A 19,450-nucleotide genomic window follows, 5' to 3' on the forward strand; every position below is an offset into this window, starting at 1 on the left:
GAACTTAAAAATTAGGACAGTATGTTTGCCAAAGAGACGTATATGCAGCGCAGAGCCCTGCTGAAAAAGAATTTAGGCTCCGGAGTTTTGTTATTTCTTGGAAATGACGAGTGCGGGCTGAATTATGAGGATAACACGTTCCGTTATCGTCAGGACTCCACCTTTCTTTATTATTTCGGTCTTTCGTGTGCCGGACTATCGGCTATCATTGATATTGACGAAGATAAAGAAATTATTTTCGGTGACGAATTGTCTATCGATGCCATCGTGTGGATGGGTTCACAACCTACATTACGCGAAAAATGCGAACGTGTCGGCATCAAGGAGCAGATGGCTTCCACCGATATAGTAGGTTATCTGCACAAATGTGTCCAGAGTGGTAAAGCAATTCATTATCTTCCTCCTTACCGCCCTGAACATAAACTGAAATTGATGGACTGGCTGGGTATACCGCCTGCACGCCAGGAAGGTTCCGTACCTTTCATCCGTGCTGTAATAGCTCAGCGTAACTATAAATCAGCAGAAGAAATCGTAGAAATAGAGAAAGCCTGTGACGTGACTGCCGATATGCACATCACCGCCATGAAAGTTCTTCGTCCGGGAATGTATGAATATGAAGTAGTAGCGGAAATGAACCGGGTGGCAGAGTCTAATAACTGCGAGCTGTCTTTCGCTACGATTGCCACTATCAACGGGCAGACCCTGCATAACCATTATCACGGGAATAAAGTAAAACCGGGCGATTTGTTCCTGATTGATGCAGGTGCGGAAGTGGAATCGGGCTATGCCGGTGACATGTCGTCCACCATTCCTGCGGATAAGAAATTCACAACCCGCCAGCGCGAAGTCTACGAAATCCAGAATGCAATGCATCTGGAATCTGTCAAGGCACTTCGTCCGGGCATCCCTTATATGGATGTATACGATTTGTCCGCCCGTGTCATGGTAGACGGAATGAAAGCTCTCGGACTGATGAAGGGAAATACGGAAGATGCTGTTCGTGAAGGAGCACACGCTTTGTTCTACCCGCACGGATTAGGCCACATGATGGGACTGGACGTTCATGATATGGAGAACCTGGGTGAAGTATGGGTAGGTTATAACGGTCAGCCGAAGAGTACACAGTTCGGACGCAAGTCTCAACGCCTCGCCATCCCACTGGAACCGGGATTTGTACATACAGTGGAACCGGGTATCTACTTCATCCCCGAACTGATCGAAATGTGGAAAGCGGAAAATAAGTTCGCCGATTTCATCAATTACGATAAAGTAGTCACTTACAAAGACTTCGGCGGTATCCGCAACGAAGAGGATTATCTCATCACGGAGACAGGCGCCCGCCGGCTCGGCAAAAAGATTCCGCTGACTCCGGAAGAAGTGGAAGCTTTAAGATAACCGGCTGCTTTACTCAACAAGGCACTAAAAATCACATAAGAAAACGATAAATGCCTGTACTATAATCAAGTATAGGCATTTATCATTTCAGGGGGACGGTCATTTTTTTAAGTATTAGTGTCATAATTCTTATCCTTATACACGACAATAGGCACTATATTTGCCAATATCCCCATCATAACAAACTATTAATACTTTAAACTAATGGCACGAACTACTTTATTACTTTTGTCTATTCTTTTTCTACTGCCTGTAAACGCATCTGTCAAAAAATTGCAGGTCGAATACCTTACCAATCCTATCGGGCTGGACATTACAGTTCCCCGATTCAGCTGGCAATTGGAATCAGCAGAAAGAGGAGTGAAACAAATAGCTTATCAAATTACCGTAGCAACTGATGCAGCCTGTTCAAATACAGTCTGGACTTCCGGAAAGGTAGCATCCGACAAATCACTGAACATCTGCTATGCAGGACCGGCTCTCGCACCTTCCACCCGTTATTATTGGAAAGTAACCGTATGGAACAATAAAACCGGTGAAGAAGCCTCAACAGAAAAGGCTTTTTTCGAAACAGGATTATTATCCGACGGATGGTCGGGAGCACAATGGATCAAAGCTACTCAAATAAACAAAAACTCTAAAATCAATCCGGAAGACAAAAAACAGGCCAAAGCACGCATGTTACTGGAAATGGATGTTACACTGACTTCCGGTAACGCATCCGTTCTTTTTGGCGCACGTGATGCTTCCAATGTATTCATGTGGTCTGTCAATACACTGGATAACGAAAAAGAGCCTCTAATCAGAAGACATATTTACGAAGGAGGACGGCTGCAAAGCTCAGACACCCCCATAGGCAAGTTCTTTTCCAAATCCGATTTACTGAATAAAGAACATCATCTGGCAATTGAAGCGAAAGAGGGAGTGATTAAGACTTCTATTGACGGAGTACTGGTAGATACTTATACGGATACTGACTCAAAACTATCGAATGGATATATCGGTTTCCGGGCATTCAGAGGTAATAATACCAATGAAACGGCTATGTTCGATAATATTGTACTGACAGAGTATGAGTTGAAAGACGGCAAAGAAGAAGCCAAAGTCGTTTTGAAAGAAGATTTTGAGAAACCTCAGTCCCTGTTTGAAGGAGGCGAAATCGTTTCAGTGGGAAATAATCACAAACTGAATATGGTTTCCGGCTCCGGTGATTATCGGGTGTTACAGGGTGCCATGAGCGGAGTACCTATGTTCCGTAAAGAATTTAAAGCAAAAAAGAAAATCGCATCTGCCCGCATCTACAGTTCGGCTCTGGGAGTTTATGATTTATTTATCAATGGACAGCGGGTAGGAAATAAGCTGGAAGATGGCAGCATACGCTATGACGAGCTGAAACCGGAGTGGACAGATTTCAGCAAAACAGCACATTACTTGACCTATGACATCACCCATCTGCTCCAAAAAGGGACTAATGCGGTCGGTGCGCAAGTATCCTCCGGTTGGTGGAACAGCGATGTCTGTCACGGAGAATATGGCGGTCATGAAGTAGGATTCATCGCAAAGATACTGCTGAAATATACAGATGGTACTTCGGAAACAGTAGTGACAGACCTTTCCTGGCTATCATCCATGGATGGTGCCATACGAATGGGAGACATCTACCACGGAGAAACGTATGACGCCCGAAAAGAAAGTGCATGGACAAAGCCCGGATATAATACCGCCAATTGGAATAAAACAGCTGTCAACCCTCACTTTAAAGGAGAATTAATCGCCTTTGCCGGACCAACCGTTCAAGTGCGCCCGCATTTGAACCGTACCCCTCTGTCTACTACCGTTTACCGAGGTGAGAAAGATGGAAAAATCAATGTGCTGAGTGTTACGGACAAACCGGCTCCCATTCGGTTAAAGAAAGGTGAAACGGCTATCTACAACTTAGGTCAGAACATGGTCGGCTGGGTTCGGTTCAAAGTAAAAGGTACTTCGGGCACGGAGATGAAACTCCGTTTCGGAGAAATGCTGAATGATACAGGAGACAAATCACGCGGTGATGATGGTCCTGCCGGAAGTATATATACCGCCAACCTCAGAAGTGCGAAAGCAACATTGAAATATATTCTGAAAGGAAGCAAAGAAGGCGAGTCCTTCCATCCGTCCATGACTTTCTTCGGCTTTCAATATTGTGAGATAACGGCTAGTGAAGATATCGAGGTGCTTTCCCTGACAGGTGAAGTAGTTGGCTCTGCTACAGAAGAGGGAGCTTCGTTCGTCACCAGCAGCAGTTCGATCAATCAGCTGTATAGCAACGTCATGTGGGGACAGAGAGGTAACTATCTGAGCATCCCTACCGACTGTCCGCAAAGAGACGAGCGTTTGGGATGGACCGGAGATACGCAAGTATTCTGTCGTGCCGCTTCCTATAATGCAAACGTATCCGCTTTCTTTGAAAAATGGATGAGAGATATGCGCGACGGTCAAAGAAGTGACGGTGCCTATCCGGATGTAGCCCCTCACTCATGGGTAGGTTATGGGCAGGCAGCCTGGGCAGATGCCGGCATCATCGTTCCCTGGACAATCTATCTGATGTACGACAATAAAAAGATATTGCAGGACAACTATGCATCTATGGAAAAATACATGGAATTCCTGTCACATCAAAAAGGAGACGGATATAACTATAACGGTGCCGGAACAAATTACGGTGACTGGTTATCATACGAAGATACTGAACGCCGTTTTGTCAGCGTATGCTATTACGCATATACGGCACAATTGATGGCCAAAATTTCGGAAGCGCTGAAAACAGATGACTGTGATGCCTATGCCGCTAAAGCGAAAGCCTATAGAAATCTGGCACAGGAGATCAAGGAAGAATTCCAGACACGCTATGTGGACGCAGACGGAGACTTAAAGCAAAAGAGCCAGACAGCCTACCTGCTTGCCCTGAAACAGGATTTGTTTCCAACAGAAGAAGCCAGGAAGAAAGGACTGGAAACACTGACCCGCAAAATTGCCGGTAACGGCAATCGCCTGAGCACAGGATTCGTGGGCACAGCCATCCTGAACCAGACATTAAGCCAGTTCGGAGAATCGGATACAGCTTATAACCTATTGCTCCAACGAGGCAATCCTTCCTGGCTATATAGCATAGACCAAGGAGCAACGACTATCTGGGAGCGCTGGGATTCATATACTAAGGAGAAAGGCTTTGGCCCTGTATCCATGAACTCGTTCAATCATTATTCATACGGGGCAGTTTCCGAATGGATGTACCGTACAATGGGCGGTATCGATATTGACGAAACACGTCCGGGATTCAAACACATCGTATTACAGCCGGTTCCGGACAACCGTACGGAAATTCCCGCCGGTCAGGAACGGATTAACTGGGTCAATGCATCTTTCCCTTCCTGTTATGGAGACATCAAGAGCAGCTGGAAAAAAGAAAATGACGGAGCGGTTTCTTATCAAATAAGCATACCGGCCAACACCACCGCAACTCTTCACTTACAATTGCCCACCCTCGACTACGTGGTAGAAGAAAGCGGAAAAGCTGCTGTAAAAGCAGAAGGCGTTTCTTCGATTACCTTCATGAACGGGAAAGCTGTATTGGAGTTACAGTCCGGTAGTTATCAGTTTGTAGTTAAAAAAGGAAAATAAATAGAACAGGATGAAAAATATATATTTAGTTACCGCACTTGCGTTTTGTACCCTGCAATCAATATCTGCCCAAAAGCAAGAAGCGTGCAAGCCTGCGAATCTTCAATGTGACCACCTTGTCAATCCTTTAGGTATCGATCATGCCAATCCCAGATTGTCATGGATGCTGAACGATACACGACAAGGAGCACGCCAGACCGCTTATCAACTATTAGTCAGTACAGACTCACTGAAAGTAAACGATGAGAAAGGAGATATCTGGAATTCGGGAAAGAAAGAATCGGACGAGATTCTTGTGACTTATCCGGAAAAGAATCTCCGGCCTTTTACGAAATATTACTGGAAAGTAAATGTATGGGACAAGGACGGAGTTAAAGCCTCTTCGGACATCAACAGCTTTGAAACAGGAATGATGGGAATGCAAAACTGGCAGGGTGCCTGGATTGGCGACAACAGAGATATCAATTATAAGCCGGCTCCGTATTTCAGAAAAACATTCAATACCCAAAAGAAGATAAAATCAGCCAGAGCCTATATTGCAGTGGCTGGTCTGTACGAATTGTATATAAATGGAGAAAAGATCGGTAATCACCGGTTAGACCCACTATATACCCGTTTTGACAGAAGGAACTTTTATGTGACTTATGATGTGACCCGGCAATTGCAAAAAGGCAAAAATGCAATTGGAGTATTGCTAGGAAATGGCTGGTATAACCACCAGTCAAAGGCAGTATGGGACTTTGACCGTGCACCGTGGCGTAACCGTCCTGCCTTCTGCATGAATCTGAGAATTACATACGAAGACGGCAGCGTCGAAGTTATCCCTTCCGAAAGAGACTGGAAAACATCATCTGGCGCATTGATATTCAACAGCATCTACACAGCAGAGCATTATGATGCCCGTCTGGAGCAGAAAGACTGGAGTACTGCAGATTTTGACGACTCCAAATGGAACGGAGTAGGTTACCGAGGAGCCCCTTCTCAAAATGTGGTATCCCAACAGGTTCAGCCAATCCGTATCGTAGAAACAATACCTGCAAATACATGGAAGAAAATAAATGATTCCACTTATATATTCGACTTTGCCAGAAATATGTCCGGAGTTACCCGCATTAAAGTATCCGGAGAAGAGGGAACGGTCGTAAAACTCAAACACGGCGAACGCCTCTATGACAACGGACGGGTAAACACATCGAATATAGATGTATACCACCGTCCGGTAGATGATTCGGACCCATTCCAGACAGATATCCTTATCCTTAGCGGAAAAGGGGAAGATGAATTTATGGCTCGGTTCAATTACAAAGGCTTCAGATATGTGGAAGTGACAAGCAGCAAACCAATTGAATTACAGCAAAATAGCCTGACTGCCTACTTTGTTCACAGTGACGTTCCTCAAAAAGGGGAGATAAGTACGTCGAATCCACTTGTCAACCGTTTGTGGTGGGCTACTAACAATGCCTATCTATCTAACTTGATGGGATATCCCACAGACTGTCCTCAACGTGAGAAGAACGGCTGGACGGGCGACGGACACTTTGCGATTGAAACCGCCTTATACAATTACGATGGAATCACCGTTTATGAAAAATGGCTGGCAGACCACCGGGATGAACAACAGCCGAATGGAGTATTGCCCGACATCATCCCTACAGGAGGCTGGGGATATGGCACGGATAATGGTCTGGACTGGACAAGTACCATCGCAATCATTCCATGGAATATCTACCTGTTCTACGGAGACAGCAAATTATTGTCAGACTGCTATGAAAATATAAAACGATATGTGAATTATGTAGATCGTACCAGCCCGAACGGTTTGACTTCATGGGGAAGAGGCGACTGGGTTCCTGTAAAATCCCATTCATCGAAAGAGTTGACTTCATCAGTATACTTCTATGTAGACACAAAGATACTGGCAAACGCGGCAAAACTGTTCAACAAGCAAGAAGATTACGAACACTACCAGGCTCTTGCCGAGAAAATAAAGAATGCAATCAACGCTAAATATCTGAATAGAGAAACCGGAATCTATGCCAGCGGTGTCCAGACAGAGTTAAGCGTACCTTTGATGTGGGGAGTTGTTCCCGAAGATATGAAAACAAAAGTAGCCAGGAATCTGGCAAAGAAAGTGGAAGAAGCCGGTTTCCATCTGGATGTAGGGGTATTGGGAGCCAAAGCCATACTGAACGCTCTGAGTGAAAACGGAGAAGCGGAGACTGCTTATAAAGTAGCTGCACAAGATACATATCCTTCATGGGGATGCTGGATAGCCAACGGTGCCACTACCCTATTGGAAAATTGGGATTTGAATGCCACACGTGATATCTCCGACAATCACATGATGTTCGGAGAAATCGGCGGATGGTTCTATAAAGGTTTGGGGGGTATCTTCCCCGATCCGCAACAGCCCGGTTTTAAACACATTATTCTGCGCCCCAATTTCCCGAGTGATTTGAAGCAATTTGAAGCCAGACATCACTCTCCCTATGGAGAAATCATTTCAAAATGGGAACGCAAGAAAAAAAGTGTTGTATATGTGGTTACTATTCCAGCTAACAGTAGTGCTACTTTATATTTGCCGGATCATGTAAAAGGAGAACGTATGATAGAACTAGAAGCGGGGCAGCATCAGTTTGAATGGAAGTTATTCTAACCTCAAAACTAATTTTTACCCGTAATAGAACATTTAGTCTACCTCTGTCTTTCTAATCTTTCCTAATATTGCATCGTAATTAATGAACTAATAATATGAAAAGTAGGACAACACATTTAATGACATCTATTTTGAATAGTAAAATGAATATGAGAAGATTTTGTTTGTCTGTCGGAGTATTGTTAACGACTCTGCTGGCTGTAGCCGAGAACAACCCCTATCGGAGTGACGTATTCTGGGTGACAGTCCCCAACCACTCCGACTGGCTTTACAAAACCGGAGAACAGGCAAGTGTAGAAGTGCAATTTTATAAATATGGCATTCCGGGAGACAACATCATTGTTAACTATGAAACAGGTGGAGAGATGATGCCCGCCGACAGTAAAGGAACAGTAACTCTACAGAAAGGGAAAGCAGTAATCCCCATAGGTACCATGAAAGAACCGGGCTTCCGTGACTGTCGCCTGACAGCCACAGTAGACGGTAAGACTTATTCTCATCATGTAAAAGTAGGCTTCTCTCCTGAAAAGCTGCGTCCATACACTACTATGCCTGCTGATTTTCAGGAATTCTGGAAGAAAGAAAAAACTGAACTGGCTAAATGTCCACTGGTATACACCAAAGAACATGTGAAAAAGTATTCTACGGATAAAATAGACTGCTATCTCATTAAACTCCAGATAAACCAACGCGGGCAAAGCATCTACGGTTATTTGTTTTATCCGAAAAAGGAAGGCAAATTTCCTGTTGTGCTATGCCCTCCGGGAGCCGGAATCAAGACCATCAAAGAGCCTTTACGCCATAAATACTACGCAGAACAAGGTTGTATCCGTTTCGAAATTGAAATTCACGGACTGAATCCGGAAATGAGCGAGGAAGAGTTCCGGGAAATCAGCGCAGCTTTCAACGGCAGAGAGAATGGATATTTGTCCAATGGTCTGGACAGCCGCGACAATTATTATATGAAACGTGTATATCTGGCATGTGTCCGTAGTATCGACTTTCTCACTTCCCTGCCGGAATGGGACGAAAAGAATGTGGTTGTTCAGGGAGGCAGCCAGGGAGGTGCTTTGGCATTGGTTACCGCCGGACTGGACCAACGGGTAACAGCATGTGTCGCCAATCATCCGGCATTAAGTGATATGGCAGGATATAAAGCCGGCCGTGCAGGAGGTTATCCACACTTCTTCAGAAATTCCGTAGATATGGATACGCCCGAAAAAATAAAAACAATGGCTTATTATGATGTCGTGAACTTTGCTAAACTAATTAAAGCTGATACCTATATGACATGGGGATTCAACGACAATGTATGTCCGCCAACCACCAGCTATATTGTATACAATATGCTGAACTGTCCGAAGGAATCACTGATTACGCCCATCAACGAGCACTGGACTTCCAGTGATACGGAGTATGGACATTTACTATGGATAAAAAAACATCTGAGATAAAACAGAATAATCACAAGATTACCAACAGACAAGATTACTCATAGATATCTTCCAAACATAAAAAGCCCCTGTTACAACTATAATTTGTTACAGGGGTAAATAACTTAAATATTAGCTTCCAGGAAAACAAAATGTTTTAGCCATTAATCATCCCACTCCGACGCAGGAAGAGTTTTCTTGCCATACCACTTCATCCAGGCAAAAGACTTCCTCTTTCGCAGATACATAGCATCCCCACAGAAAGTCAAAGCTTCCCAATCGAAAACTGAATGAGGAAAAAACATTTTCTCAAACCAGTAAAACAGATGATATGCTATGAACGGAAGTATCATCCACCACCATGATAACCACAGTGATAAGGCCAATGCCGGGATTAAAGTCAATAAAAAACATTCCCAGAATTGCCGCGCATGTATTCTCAACTCCATTTCCTCCCAGACTTCCAGATACTTATACCGAGTGAAGAATAACCCTCCTATCATAAAATAATGCTTCTTTTTCCCTAAAAAGCATTTCGCTAAAAAATTGTTGTAAAATATCATATACCCTTTTTTGTTGTGTAATAACATAAACGGAAAAAACATACAAATGTTCACTAAGTAAGTCTAATCTAACAGTTATTTCCTTTCCCTGGAATACAACAACATTATTGCCACGCTTGTTTTTTGCGGCGCGAAGTTACGAACTTATATTTATACAATGACTATAAATTCCAAAATAAATATCTTAAATAAAATTATTATCTAATATTTGAAGCTACTTCCTCCCAAAAACTCTCTGAGCAAAGATGTCGGGGGGATTTCTTTATCCTGCACCGGAACGAAATATTTAATAAATTTCAGTAACCGATATGCCTCACAATATTCCGGACAATTGCGCGGTACTCCCATCAGAATGGGTTCCGCATGTAAACGAAGAACCGCAAATTCATACAGCAAAGCAGAATTGAACATGACATCAGCATTTTCCTGATAAGGAAAAATCCATTTATCTTCACCGGCACGCACACTGGGCCAACGGGAAATAGTCTCGCGAGCCGAATATCCCCGATAATTAAAATCACGAATAATGCGGCGGAGCAGACGATTATCAGTCGTAGGTATCCAGTTGTGGTCATCCAAAGAAATAGTAGTCAATGCCGAAACATAAATCTTAAACTTCTTTTCCTCGGGAATATGTGGTGTCAATTCCGGATTCAACGCATGAATACCTTCCAATATCAAAATGGTATTATCTTCTATTTTCAGTTTATCACCTTTATACTCTTTCTTTCCAAGAGAAAAGTTAAAGCGGGGAAGTTCCACCTCTTCACCACGCAGCAAAGCCTGTAACTGCTGATTAAACAGTTCCAGATCGAGCGCATAAAGAGACTCGTAATCATAGTTGCCGTTTTCATCCAAAGGAGTTTCCTCACGGTCTACAAAATAATTATCTAATGATATCGGGAACGGTTTGAGCCCGTTTGTCATCAACTGTATGGAGAGCCGTTTACTGAACGTTGTCTTTCCTGAAGACGACGGACCGGAAATCAGTACCAGTTTCACACGATTACCGTTTTCTCCCCGGTGGAAAATAGTATCGGCTATCTGGGCTATTTTCTTTTCCTGCAATGCTTCTCCCACATTAATCAAATCCGTAGCATGCCCCTCTTCGCAAGCGATATTAAAATCTCCGGCATTGTTAAGGCCTGTAATGTAACTCCAGTTCAGATACTCCTTAAATACATCCAGCATCTTTTCCTGCTTCACCACTTCTTCCAATACATCCGGATTGTCCTTATTCGGAATACGCAAAAGCAAGCCATCGTAATATTTCACGATGTCGAACAACTTTAGATACCCGGTGCTGGGCAACAGATTACCATAATAATAATCAATGGTATCCCCTAACGTATAATAATAGGTATATAGTGAACCCGAAGTTTCGAGCAGTTTCACTTTATCATTCATTCCCCGTTCACTGAACACACGTACAGCCTCAGTCGTATGGCATTCGATCCGATGATAAGAAATATTTTCGGCTATGATTTCCTGCATGCGCTGCTTGATACGCGTCACATCTTCCAAGGTAATAGGACGTCCAATTCTCAAATTACAGAAATAACCTTTAGATACCGGATGCTCCACATACAGTTTTCCTTCCGGAAAAAGTTCGCTGACAGCCTTAAACAAGACGAAGCAGAGCGACCGTACATAAGTGCGCATCCCTGACGAATCACGTACATCGAGGAACTCTACATCCTTATTATTATAAACCTTGAAATTGAGTCCTTCGGAGCGGTTATTCACCTTGGCACTGACTACCTGATAAGGAAAATTAAGATTAAAACCGTAATAAATATCCAAAAGTGAGCTTCCGATAGGGAATTCTTTATAAATATTATTATTTTTGCAACATATTTGTAACATCTGTTTCATCGTAGTCTGTTTATAAGGTGAATACATGGGACTAAATATACTTAGTAATCAGATAGAGAACAAACAACCACTAAAATTATTATAGATGGAATATTCTTTTTATGATTTTTTAAAGCTCATAGGCTCGTTGGGGCTCTTCCTTTATGGCATGAAGATAATGAGCGAGGGCTTACAAAAGGTCGCAGGTGACAGGTTACGAAGTATCCTGACAGCTATGACCACCAATCGGGTAACGGGGGTATTAACAGGAGTGTTAATCACAGCCCTTATCCAGTCCTCTTCGGCGACAACAGTGATGGTCGTCAGTTTCGTTAATGCAGGACTGTTAACTCTCGCCGAATCCATTAGTGTCATCATGGGTGCCAATATCGGAACGACAGTTACCGCATGGATTATTTCTATTTTCGGATTTAAGGTTGACATGGCCGCTTTCGCTCTCCCACTTCTGGCCATCGCCCTTCCGCTCATCTTCTCCGGCAAGAGCAACCGTAAATCCATCGGTGAATTCATTTTCGGTTTTTCCTTCCTCTTCATGGGACTTTCTTACCTGAAAGCAAACGCTCCCGACCTGAACGCCAACCCGGAAATGCTCGCCTTTGTTCAGAACTACACGGATATGGGATTCTTCTCCATCCTCCTGTTCTTATTCATCGGTACCATACTGACAATGATCGTACAGGCATCAGCTGCCACCATGGCAATAACATTAATTATGTGCGCCAATGGCTGGATCAGCCTGGAACTAGGAGCAGCACTCGTATTGGGTGAAAATATCGGAACTACCATCACGGCCAATCTTGCCGCATTAACAGCCAACACACAGGCTAAGCGAGCAGCATTGGCCCATTTTGTTTTTAATGTATTCGGTGTTATTTGGGTATTAATCATCTTCCACCCTTTCATACAACTTGTCAATTGGGTGGTAGATACCTTCTTCCAAACTAATAATCCGGAAGTTGCTATTTCCTATAAACTCTCCGCTTTCCACTCTATTTTCAATATCTGTAACGTATGTCTTTTGATATGGGGTGTGAAACTGATCGAACGTACTGTATGTGCATTAATCCGTCCAAAGGAGGAAGACGAGGAACCTCGCCTGCGGTTTATCACCGGTGGTATGCTTTCTACTGCGGAACTTTCGATCTTGCAGGCACGCAAAGAAATTCACTTGTTTGCCGAACGTACGCATCGTATGTTCGGGATGGTGCAGGACTTGCTGCATACCGACAAGGATGATGACTTCAACAAACTGTTTAGCCGGGTAGAGAAATACGAGAACATCAGCGACAACATGGAACTGGAAATAGCCAACTACCTGAATCAAGTATCCGAAGGTCGTTTGAGTTCTGAAAGTAAGTTGCAGATACGTGCCATGCTGCGCGAAGTAACGGAAATTGAAAGCATCGGAGACAGCTGTTATAATCTGGCACGCACCATCAACCGGAAACGCCAGACAAATCAGGACTTTACCGAAAAGCAATACGAGCACATCCACTTCATGATGAAACTGACCGATGATGCTCTTGCACAAATGATTGTGGTGGTAGAGAAACCGGAACATCAAAGCATTGATATCAATAAGTCTTTCAACATTGAAAATGAAATCAATAACTACCGCAACCAATTGAAGAATCAGAATATTCTGGATGTTAACAACAAGGAATATGATTATCAGATGGGAGTCTATTACATGGATATCATCGCCGAATGCGAAAAATTGGGTGACTATGTAGTGAATGTGGTAGAAGCCAGCAGTGATGTAAAAGAGAAGAAAGCTTCCTGAAAAAGAAAAATCTAACCTAAGAAATGGATGGTCTGTTTTATGCTATAACGCATAAAACAGACCATCCATTTCTTTTTGTTTTTAGGCGAACCGTTCGTCCCCCATCCTAACATACCATTCTGAATATCTTCTTCACACAAGTGAAACAACTCCCCGTCTATACAAGCATCCATAGTTTACAAAGGTATTACGTTTTTTTACAGACATTAACGATTACATTTCTTTTCCATGAAGTTCCCGTTAAGCTTTTACTGCTCCTATTGTAAGTCTTGTTTTTGCATATACATTTGCACCAAAATACACAGGAGCCTATGTTTACTACCATTCTTCAATGACAAAGCAAAGGCTTTTTTAAGAAAACCAATTATCTAATTTAAAGCAAAAAAGATGAAATTTAAAAAAGTATTGATTGGAGTTGCACTAGCAGTAACATGTTTAATGAGTGCACAAGCGCAACGCCGCCATGAGATTCAAGTGCCCAATCCGGATGGGTATACTACACTAAAATGTGACTTTCACATGCACACCGTTTTTTCCGATGGCCTGGTATGGCCTACCGTACGCGTAGACGAAGCGTACAGGGAAGGACTGGACGCCATTTCTTTGACGGAACACATTGAATACCGTCCGCACAAGAAAGATATTGTGGCAGATCATAACCGTTCCTACGAACTTTCCCAGAAACAAGCCAAAAAGTTAGGAATACTTTTAATCAGAGGTAGCGAGATTACCCGTTCCATGCCCCCGGGACATTTTAATGCCATCTTCCTGTCCGACTCTAATCCATTAGAACAGAAAGGGTATAAAGACGCTTTCAATGAGGCCAAAAAACAAAATGCGTTTATCTTCTGGAATCACCCGGGTTGGGCACGTCAACAACCGGATTCTACACTGTGGTGGCCTGAGCATACACAACTTTACAATGACGGTTGCATGCACGGCATCGAGGTAGCCAACGGGGGACTTTTTATGCCCGAAGCCATTCAATGGTGTCTGGACAAAAATCTGACGATGATAGGAACTTCCGATATCCATCAGCCTATTCAGACTGATTATGATTTTGCCAAAGGCGAACACCGCACGATGACATTTGTTTTTGCCAAAGAACGTACTGTAGAAGGTATCCGTGAAGCACTTGACAATCGCCGTACTGCCGCTTACTACCGCGAATTGGTGATTGGGCGTGAAGAAATCCTCCGGCCATTCTTTGAAAAATGTATAGAAATAAAAGAGGTGAAGCGCACCGATAAAGAAGTGACACTCTCTGTTACCAATTCTACCGATCTGGTACTGAAGCTGAAAAAGACTGCGCATGATACTTCTCTGGTTTACTTCCGCGAAATGACACTAAAGCCACATACCCAACATACAATTTCTGTGAAATTTGAGAATGGTATCAAAGGAGGAGACTGCAATTTTGAGGTAACAAACTTCATTGTAGCCCCCGACAAAGGCTTGAATTACACCATTAAGCTGTAAAGTCCAACTACCCCAAGCGTAAACAATCAGAAACACGAAATAAATATATATACAAATTTAGCTGTGTAATGTCAGAGACTTAACGGACAGTATGCAGACAATCATTTAATTTTAAATTATTACTTTATGAATCGATACTTATCACTAGTCTATTTTCTGGGAGCTTTCTTCTATTTCTCCAGTTGTGAAAGCTACAATGAGTCCACGGAGAAAATCCACAAATCCGATAAACCGATTGTACTGACCTCCTTCTATCCCAAAGAAGGAGGAGCACGTGATAAAATTCTCCTGGATGGAGAAAATTTCGGAAACGACGTAAGCAAAATCAAGGTGTATTTCAACAACGCCAGAGCCTCCGTCGTTTCATCCAGTGGAAGCCGCATTTATGCTATTGTCCCCCGCCTTCCGGGCGATAATCCCCGTATTTCCGTGGTAGTCGATGCAGACTCCGTTACTTACGAAGAAACATATGCTTATCATACTCAGACATTAGTTAGTACAGTTACCGGAAACGGTGAAACAAGCTTTCTTGCCGGAACGCTTTCCACGGCTCAGGTGTATGGTAAATATCTGGATCTGGACGCCGAAGGTAATCTTTTCATGTCGTGGCGCGATGGCGGTACATTTGGAATCGCCCGAATAAACGAGCAGCAAAACATAGTGACTCCGCTGATTGAAGCAGGTTCTGCTGACCGTATACTTTATGCCAACGGTTTGACAGTGGACCGTGCCACCGGAATGCTGACTGCTGCACACGAATCAGTGAAAGAAGTAACGTTTACCTTCGATCCCCGGGAGGCTTGGTATCCGCGCCAGCGCAACATAAAATACTCACAGTCCGATTTAAATTCAATAGTAGATGCCGATAAGTACAAGAACTTTATCACTTTTTGTCCCTACGACGGATATTTGTATACGCGATACCGTGATGGAAAGGTCGCCAAGATTGATCCGGAGACATTTGAAGGCCATATTATTCATCAAGGACCCAGCGGATCACAATACGGACAAGCTATCAACCCTGCCAAACCCTGGCTTTTGTACATAACACTTCACTCCAATGCTCCTACCGCCTACAGACAAGGAATTTCGGTACTCGACCTCCGTGATCCGGATGGAACAGGCGGATTCAAACGGCTCAATGCTCCCGGCGGCAGTGCCTTTCGTGATGGTCCGATTGAAGATGCTCTGTTTAATTATCCCAAAGACATCAAGTTCGACAACGATGGTAACATGTTCGTAGCCGACTACGGGAACCATTGCATCCGTATGGTCTCTGCCGACAACATAGTTACGACAGTTGCCGGACAGCCCGGTGTTGCCGGATACAAGGACGGAGGGCCGTTAGAATCATTATTCAAAAATCCTTGGGGAGTGGCTGTTAATGAACAAGGTGACATTTACATCGCAGACTGGGGTAATGCACGCATTCGCAAATTAGTTATTGAATAACAAAGTCAATTTACAATGAAAATCAAACAGATTTTATACTTAATGTCGTTCTGCTTATTGCTTTCGGCAACAACTTTCGCACAACAAGTTCAGGAATTTACCATTTCCGGAACTGTAGTGGATAAGGATAAGCTATCCATGCCCGGTGTGTCGGTATACATCAAAGACAAACCCTCCAAAGGTACAACGACCGACAACGACGGCAATTTCAAGCTGAAAGTAGTTTATGGAGACAAAATGATATTTTCCTTTATCGGCTTCAAGCCGTCGGAGCATGTGGCCATCGAGCCCAAAACTGGTTTAACGATCACACTGCTTGAAGACAACAATTCACTTGACGAAGTGGTCGTTGTCGGGCTGGGAAACGTTCAGCGAAAAATCAGTTCGGTAGGTGCCATCACAACGGTCAGCACCAAAGATATTCAGTCTCCCTCCCCCTCCATCAGTAACCTGCTGGGAGGCCGGGCAGCCGGTGTCATTTCGTTGCAAAGCAGCGGTGAGCCCGGTCAAAACATAGCCGATTTCTGGGTGCGCGGTATCGGTACTTTCGGTGCCAACAGCAGTGCCCTTGTACTGATTGACGGTCTGGAAGGTGACCTTAACACCATTGATCCCGCCGATGTAGAAAGTTTCTCCATTCTGAAAGATGCGTCGGCAACTGCCGTGTATGGGGTAAGAGGAGCCAACGGAGTAGTACTGGTCAACACCAAGAAAGGTCTTTCGGGTAAAATTCAGATTACCGGACGTTTCAATACTACACTCTCCGTCCTCAATCGCTTACCGGAATATTTAGGAGCTTATGAATATGCTCAGTTAGCCAACGAGGCCAGAACGGTACGAAATGAAACTCCCTTGTACGACGAGACTGAGATGGGAATCATCCGCGATGGTCTGGACCCGGACCTGTATCCCAATGTGAACTGGCAGGATGAGATACTTAACAAAACCTTCTGGCGTCACACTTATTATGTAAGCGGTCGTGGCGGTAGTGATGTGGCGCGTTATTTCCTGAGCTTAGGCGGTAAAAATGAAAGTGCAGCTTATAAGGTAGACAAGAATAGTATTTATAGCTCGAATGTAAGCTATAACACTTATAATTACCGTATCAATCTCGACGTAAATCTGACCAAATCGACGAAAGTTTATTTAGGTTCCGACGGATTCCTGTCTCAGTTGAATCAGCCCGGTGTAGCCAATACCGAATATATATGGGGAGCACAGTCACGACTCACTCCATTGTCCATCCCGACCCAATATTCCAATGGTTTGCTGCCCGGTCGCGGAGCCGGAGAGCTATCATCACCCTATGTCATGATTAACCATACGGGAAAGGCTGCCAACGAAGTATACAAAGGCAAATCAACTTTAGCTATCAATCAGGACTTTTCCGAATTAGTCAGCGGACTTAAATTGCGTATTCAGGGAGCTTACGATATCCATAGCTATTTCAGTGAGCGGAGAAGCGTGCAACCTGCCCTCTACAATGCTTTAGGCAGAGCCAGCGACGGATCACTTATCATGCAGGAGACAGTACAGGAGAAAAAAGCCTCATACAGCAAGTCTACCCGTCAGTACCGCAAATACCACTTCGAAGCTACGCTCAATTACGACCGTCTTTTCGGCACAGATCACCGGACATCCGCACTGGTCTATTACTACATCAGTGATTCCAAAGACACAGATGACGCTACAAGCAATCTATCAGCCATTCCATTGCGTTATCAGGGGGTATCCAGCCGGTTTACTTACGGTTACAAAGACACTTACCTGCTCGACGTCAACTTCGGATATACCGGCTCAGAAAACTTTCAGCCCGGCAGACAATATGGTTTCTTCCCGTCCGTTGCATTAGGCTGGGTACCTACAGGCTACAAGTTTATACAAGAAACATTCCCATGGCTCGACTATCTTAAAATCAGGGCTTCGTACGGTTCGGTAGGTAACGACCGGATTACCGATGTCCGGTTCCCTTATCTTACTAAAGTGAATGAGGGTACAGGATCGACCTGGGGAGTCACGAATATCGAAATCATCAACGAGACACGTATCGGAGCCGACAATCTGGCTTGGGAAAAAGCCATCAAGTCCAATCTGGGTATTGAAGGGAAGCTGTTTAATAACAAGCTCGATTTCGTTGTCGACATCTTCCACGACCAGCGCAACGGAATTTTCCAACAACGCGTACAAGTGCCCGAATACGTAGGAGTTGTCTCTAATCCGTATGCGAATGTGGGTAAAATGAAAAGTTACGGTGCTGACGGAAATATCAGCTTCACGCAGGACATCACGCCAGATTTCGGCTTCACGCTACGAGGAAATTTCACGTATTCAAAAAATAAAGTACAAAACTGGGAGCAGGCTTATCTGGAGTATCCATATCTGGAGTATAATAACTTCCCGTACAATTCTATCCGCGGCTATCAGGCAATCGGACTGTTTAAGGACGAAGATGACATCAAATACAGTCCTAAACAAACCTTCGGAGAGGTAATGCCCGGTGATATCAAGTATAAAGATATCAATGGAGACGGTATAGTAGACAAGCTGGATATGGTGCCGCTGACACACAGCACCTACCCGTTACTGATGTACGGTCTGGGGGCGGAAATCCGTTACAAAAACCTGACTTTAGGTGTATTGTTCAAGGGAACCGGCAAGACTTCCTTTTTCTATGTAGGACAAAAGACCACGGTAAACGACGAAAGCCGCCTGAACGGAATGGGATATATGCCGTTCTTCGAAGGTAACACAGGCAATGTACTTACTTTAGCTGCCGATCCCGCCAACCGATGGATTCCCAGAGATTATGCCCTTGCACATGGAATCGATCCGTCTTTGGCTGAAAACCCGAACGCACGCTTTCCCCGCCTGCAATACGGTAACAATAGCAACAACAGCCAACTGTCTACCTTCTGGCAAGGCGATTCACGATACATACGCCTGCAGGAAATCACGCTGAATTACCATCTTGCCTGGGCATTTCTGAGACGCATAGGAGTCTCTTCACTGGATATCCAATTTGTGGGAAACAATCTCTATGTCTGGGACAAAGTGAAACTCTTCGACCCGGAACAAGCTCGTTGGAACGGTCGTGTATATCCCATACCATCCACCTATTCCCTGCAATTATATGTCAATTTCTAATAAATACATC

11 protein-coding genes are annotated in these 19,450 nt (G+C 44.0%); 8 read left to right on the forward strand and 3 right to left on the reverse strand.

The window, feature by feature from the left end; translation table 11 throughout:
- Nucleotides 1-21: 21 nt before the first annotated feature.
- From BLW31_RS16265 to BLW31_RS16280, 4 genes are all read left to right on the forward strand, one after another.
- Nucleotides 22-1,395, forward strand: a complete 1,374-nt coding sequence (locus BLW31_RS16265; RefSeq protein ID WP_010535487.1) for an aminopeptidase P family protein — start codon at nucleotides 22-24, stop codon at nucleotides 1,393-1,395.
- Nucleotides 1,396-1,599: 204 nt separating this feature from the next.
- Nucleotides 1,600-5,055, forward strand: a complete 3,456-nt coding sequence (locus BLW31_RS16270; protein ID WP_010535488.1) for a glycoside hydrolase family 78 protein — start codon at nucleotides 1,600-1,602, stop codon at nucleotides 5,053-5,055.
- Between the two features lie 10 nt (nucleotides 5,056-5,065).
- Nucleotides 5,066-7,711, forward strand: coding sequence for a glycoside hydrolase family 78 protein (locus BLW31_RS16275; protein WP_010535489.1), 2,646 nt, complete (start codon nucleotides 5,066-5,068; stop codon nucleotides 7,709-7,711).
- A gap of 149 nt (nucleotides 7,712-7,860) precedes the next feature.
- Complete coding sequence (locus BLW31_RS16280; RefSeq protein WP_162097083.1) at nucleotides 7,861-9,165, forward strand: acetylxylan esterase; 1,305 nt, start codon at nucleotides 7,861-7,863, stop codon at nucleotides 9,163-9,165.
- Between the two features lie 143 nt (nucleotides 9,166-9,308).
- On the opposite strand, the gene BLW31_RS16285 is transcribed toward BLW31_RS16280, so the two are convergent.
- Both BLW31_RS16285 and BLW31_RS16290 read right to left on the reverse strand, forming a co-directional pair.
- The gene (locus BLW31_RS16285; protein WP_010535491.1) at nucleotides 9,309-9,707 is read right to left on the reverse strand and encodes a hypothetical protein; all 399 of its coding nucleotides are present in this window, start codon (nucleotides 9,705-9,707) and stop codon (nucleotides 9,309-9,311) included.
- Nucleotides 9,708-9,908: 201 nt separating this feature from the next.
- The gene (locus tag BLW31_RS16290) at nucleotides 9,909-11,582 is read right to left on the reverse strand and encodes a nucleoside kinase (protein WP_029425039.1); all 1,674 of its coding nucleotides are present in this window, start codon (nucleotides 11,580-11,582) and stop codon (nucleotides 9,909-9,911) included.
- Between the two features lie 85 nt (nucleotides 11,583-11,667).
- Here BLW31_RS16290 and BLW31_RS16295 point away from each other — a divergent pair, with 85 nt between their 5' ends.
- On the forward strand, nucleotides 11,668-13,365 hold the full coding sequence (locus BLW31_RS16295) for a Na/Pi cotransporter family protein (RefSeq protein WP_010535493.1): 1,698 nt from the start codon (nucleotides 11,668-11,670) through the stop codon (nucleotides 13,363-13,365).
- Between the two features lie 11 nt (nucleotides 13,366-13,376).
- On the opposite strand, the gene BLW31_RS24500 is transcribed toward BLW31_RS16295, so the two are convergent.
- Entirely contained in the window at nucleotides 13,377-13,538 is a 162-nt protein-coding gene (locus BLW31_RS24500) for a hypothetical protein (RefSeq protein ID WP_022301526.1), read from the reverse strand.
- A gap of 214 nt (nucleotides 13,539-13,752) precedes the next feature.
- On the opposite strand from BLW31_RS24500, the gene BLW31_RS16300 reads away from it, so the two are divergent.
- From BLW31_RS16300 to BLW31_RS16310, 3 genes are all read left to right on the forward strand, one after another.
- Entirely contained in the window at nucleotides 13,753-14,844 is a 1,092-nt protein-coding gene (locus tag BLW31_RS16300) for an Sb-PDE family phosphodiesterase (RefSeq protein WP_010535494.1), read from the forward strand.
- A 126-nt stretch (nucleotides 14,845-14,970) separates the two neighbouring features.
- Nucleotides 14,971-16,296: an IPT/TIG domain-containing protein gene (locus BLW31_RS16305; protein WP_010535495.1), complete on the forward strand. Its 1,326-nt coding sequence runs from the start codon at nucleotides 14,971-14,973 to the stop codon at nucleotides 16,294-16,296.
- A gap of 15 nt (nucleotides 16,297-16,311) precedes the next feature.
- Nucleotides 16,312-19,440 (forward strand): SusC/RagA family TonB-linked outer membrane protein, encoded by a 3,129-nt coding sequence (locus tag BLW31_RS16310; RefSeq protein ID WP_010535496.1) that lies wholly within the window; start codon nucleotides 16,312-16,314, stop codon nucleotides 19,438-19,440.
- Nucleotides 19,441-19,450: the final 10 nt, after the last annotated feature.

Origin of the sequence: Bacteroides faecis MAJ27, from assembly GCF_900106755.1 — a bacterium.
Classification (GTDB): Bacteria; Bacteroidota; Bacteroidia; order Bacteroidales; family Bacteroidaceae; genus Bacteroides; species Bacteroides faecis.

Bases quoted from the DNA above. Each gene is read 5' to 3' on its own strand.
- BLW31_RS16265 (WP_010535487.1), top strand. From the start codon at position 22: ATGTTTGCCAAAGAGACGTATATGCAGCGCAGAGCCCTGCTGAAAAAG.
- BLW31_RS16270 (WP_010535488.1), top strand. From the start codon at position 1,600: ATGGCACGAACTACTTTATTACTTTTGTCTATTCTTTTTCTACTGCCT.
- BLW31_RS16275 (WP_010535489.1), top strand. From the start codon at position 5,066: ATGAAAAATATATATTTAGTTACCGCACTTGCGTTTTGTACCCTGCAA.
- BLW31_RS16280 (WP_162097083.1), top strand. From the start codon at position 7,861: ATGAGAAGATTTTGTTTGTCTGTCGGAGTATTGTTAACGACTCTGCTG.
- BLW31_RS16285 (WP_010535491.1), bottom strand. From the start codon at position 9,707: ATGATATTTTACAACAATTTTTTAGCGAAATGCTTTTTAGGGAAAAAG.
- BLW31_RS16290 (WP_029425039.1), bottom strand. From the start codon at position 11,582: ATGAAACAGATGTTACAAATATGTTGCAAAAATAATAATATTTATAAA.
- BLW31_RS16295 (WP_010535493.1), top strand. From the start codon at position 11,668: ATGGAATATTCTTTTTATGATTTTTTAAAGCTCATAGGCTCGTTGGGG.
- BLW31_RS24500 (WP_022301526.1), bottom strand. From the start codon at position 13,538: ATGGATGCTTGTATAGACGGGGAGTTGTTTCACTTGTGTGAAGAAGAT.
- BLW31_RS16300 (WP_010535494.1), top strand. From the start codon at position 13,753: ATGAAATTTAAAAAAGTATTGATTGGAGTTGCACTAGCAGTAACATGT.
- BLW31_RS16305 (WP_010535495.1), top strand. From the start codon at position 14,971: ATGAATCGATACTTATCACTAGTCTATTTTCTGGGAGCTTTCTTCTAT.
- BLW31_RS16310 (WP_010535496.1), top strand. From the start codon at position 16,312: ATGAAAATCAAACAGATTTTATACTTAATGTCGTTCTGCTTATTGCTT.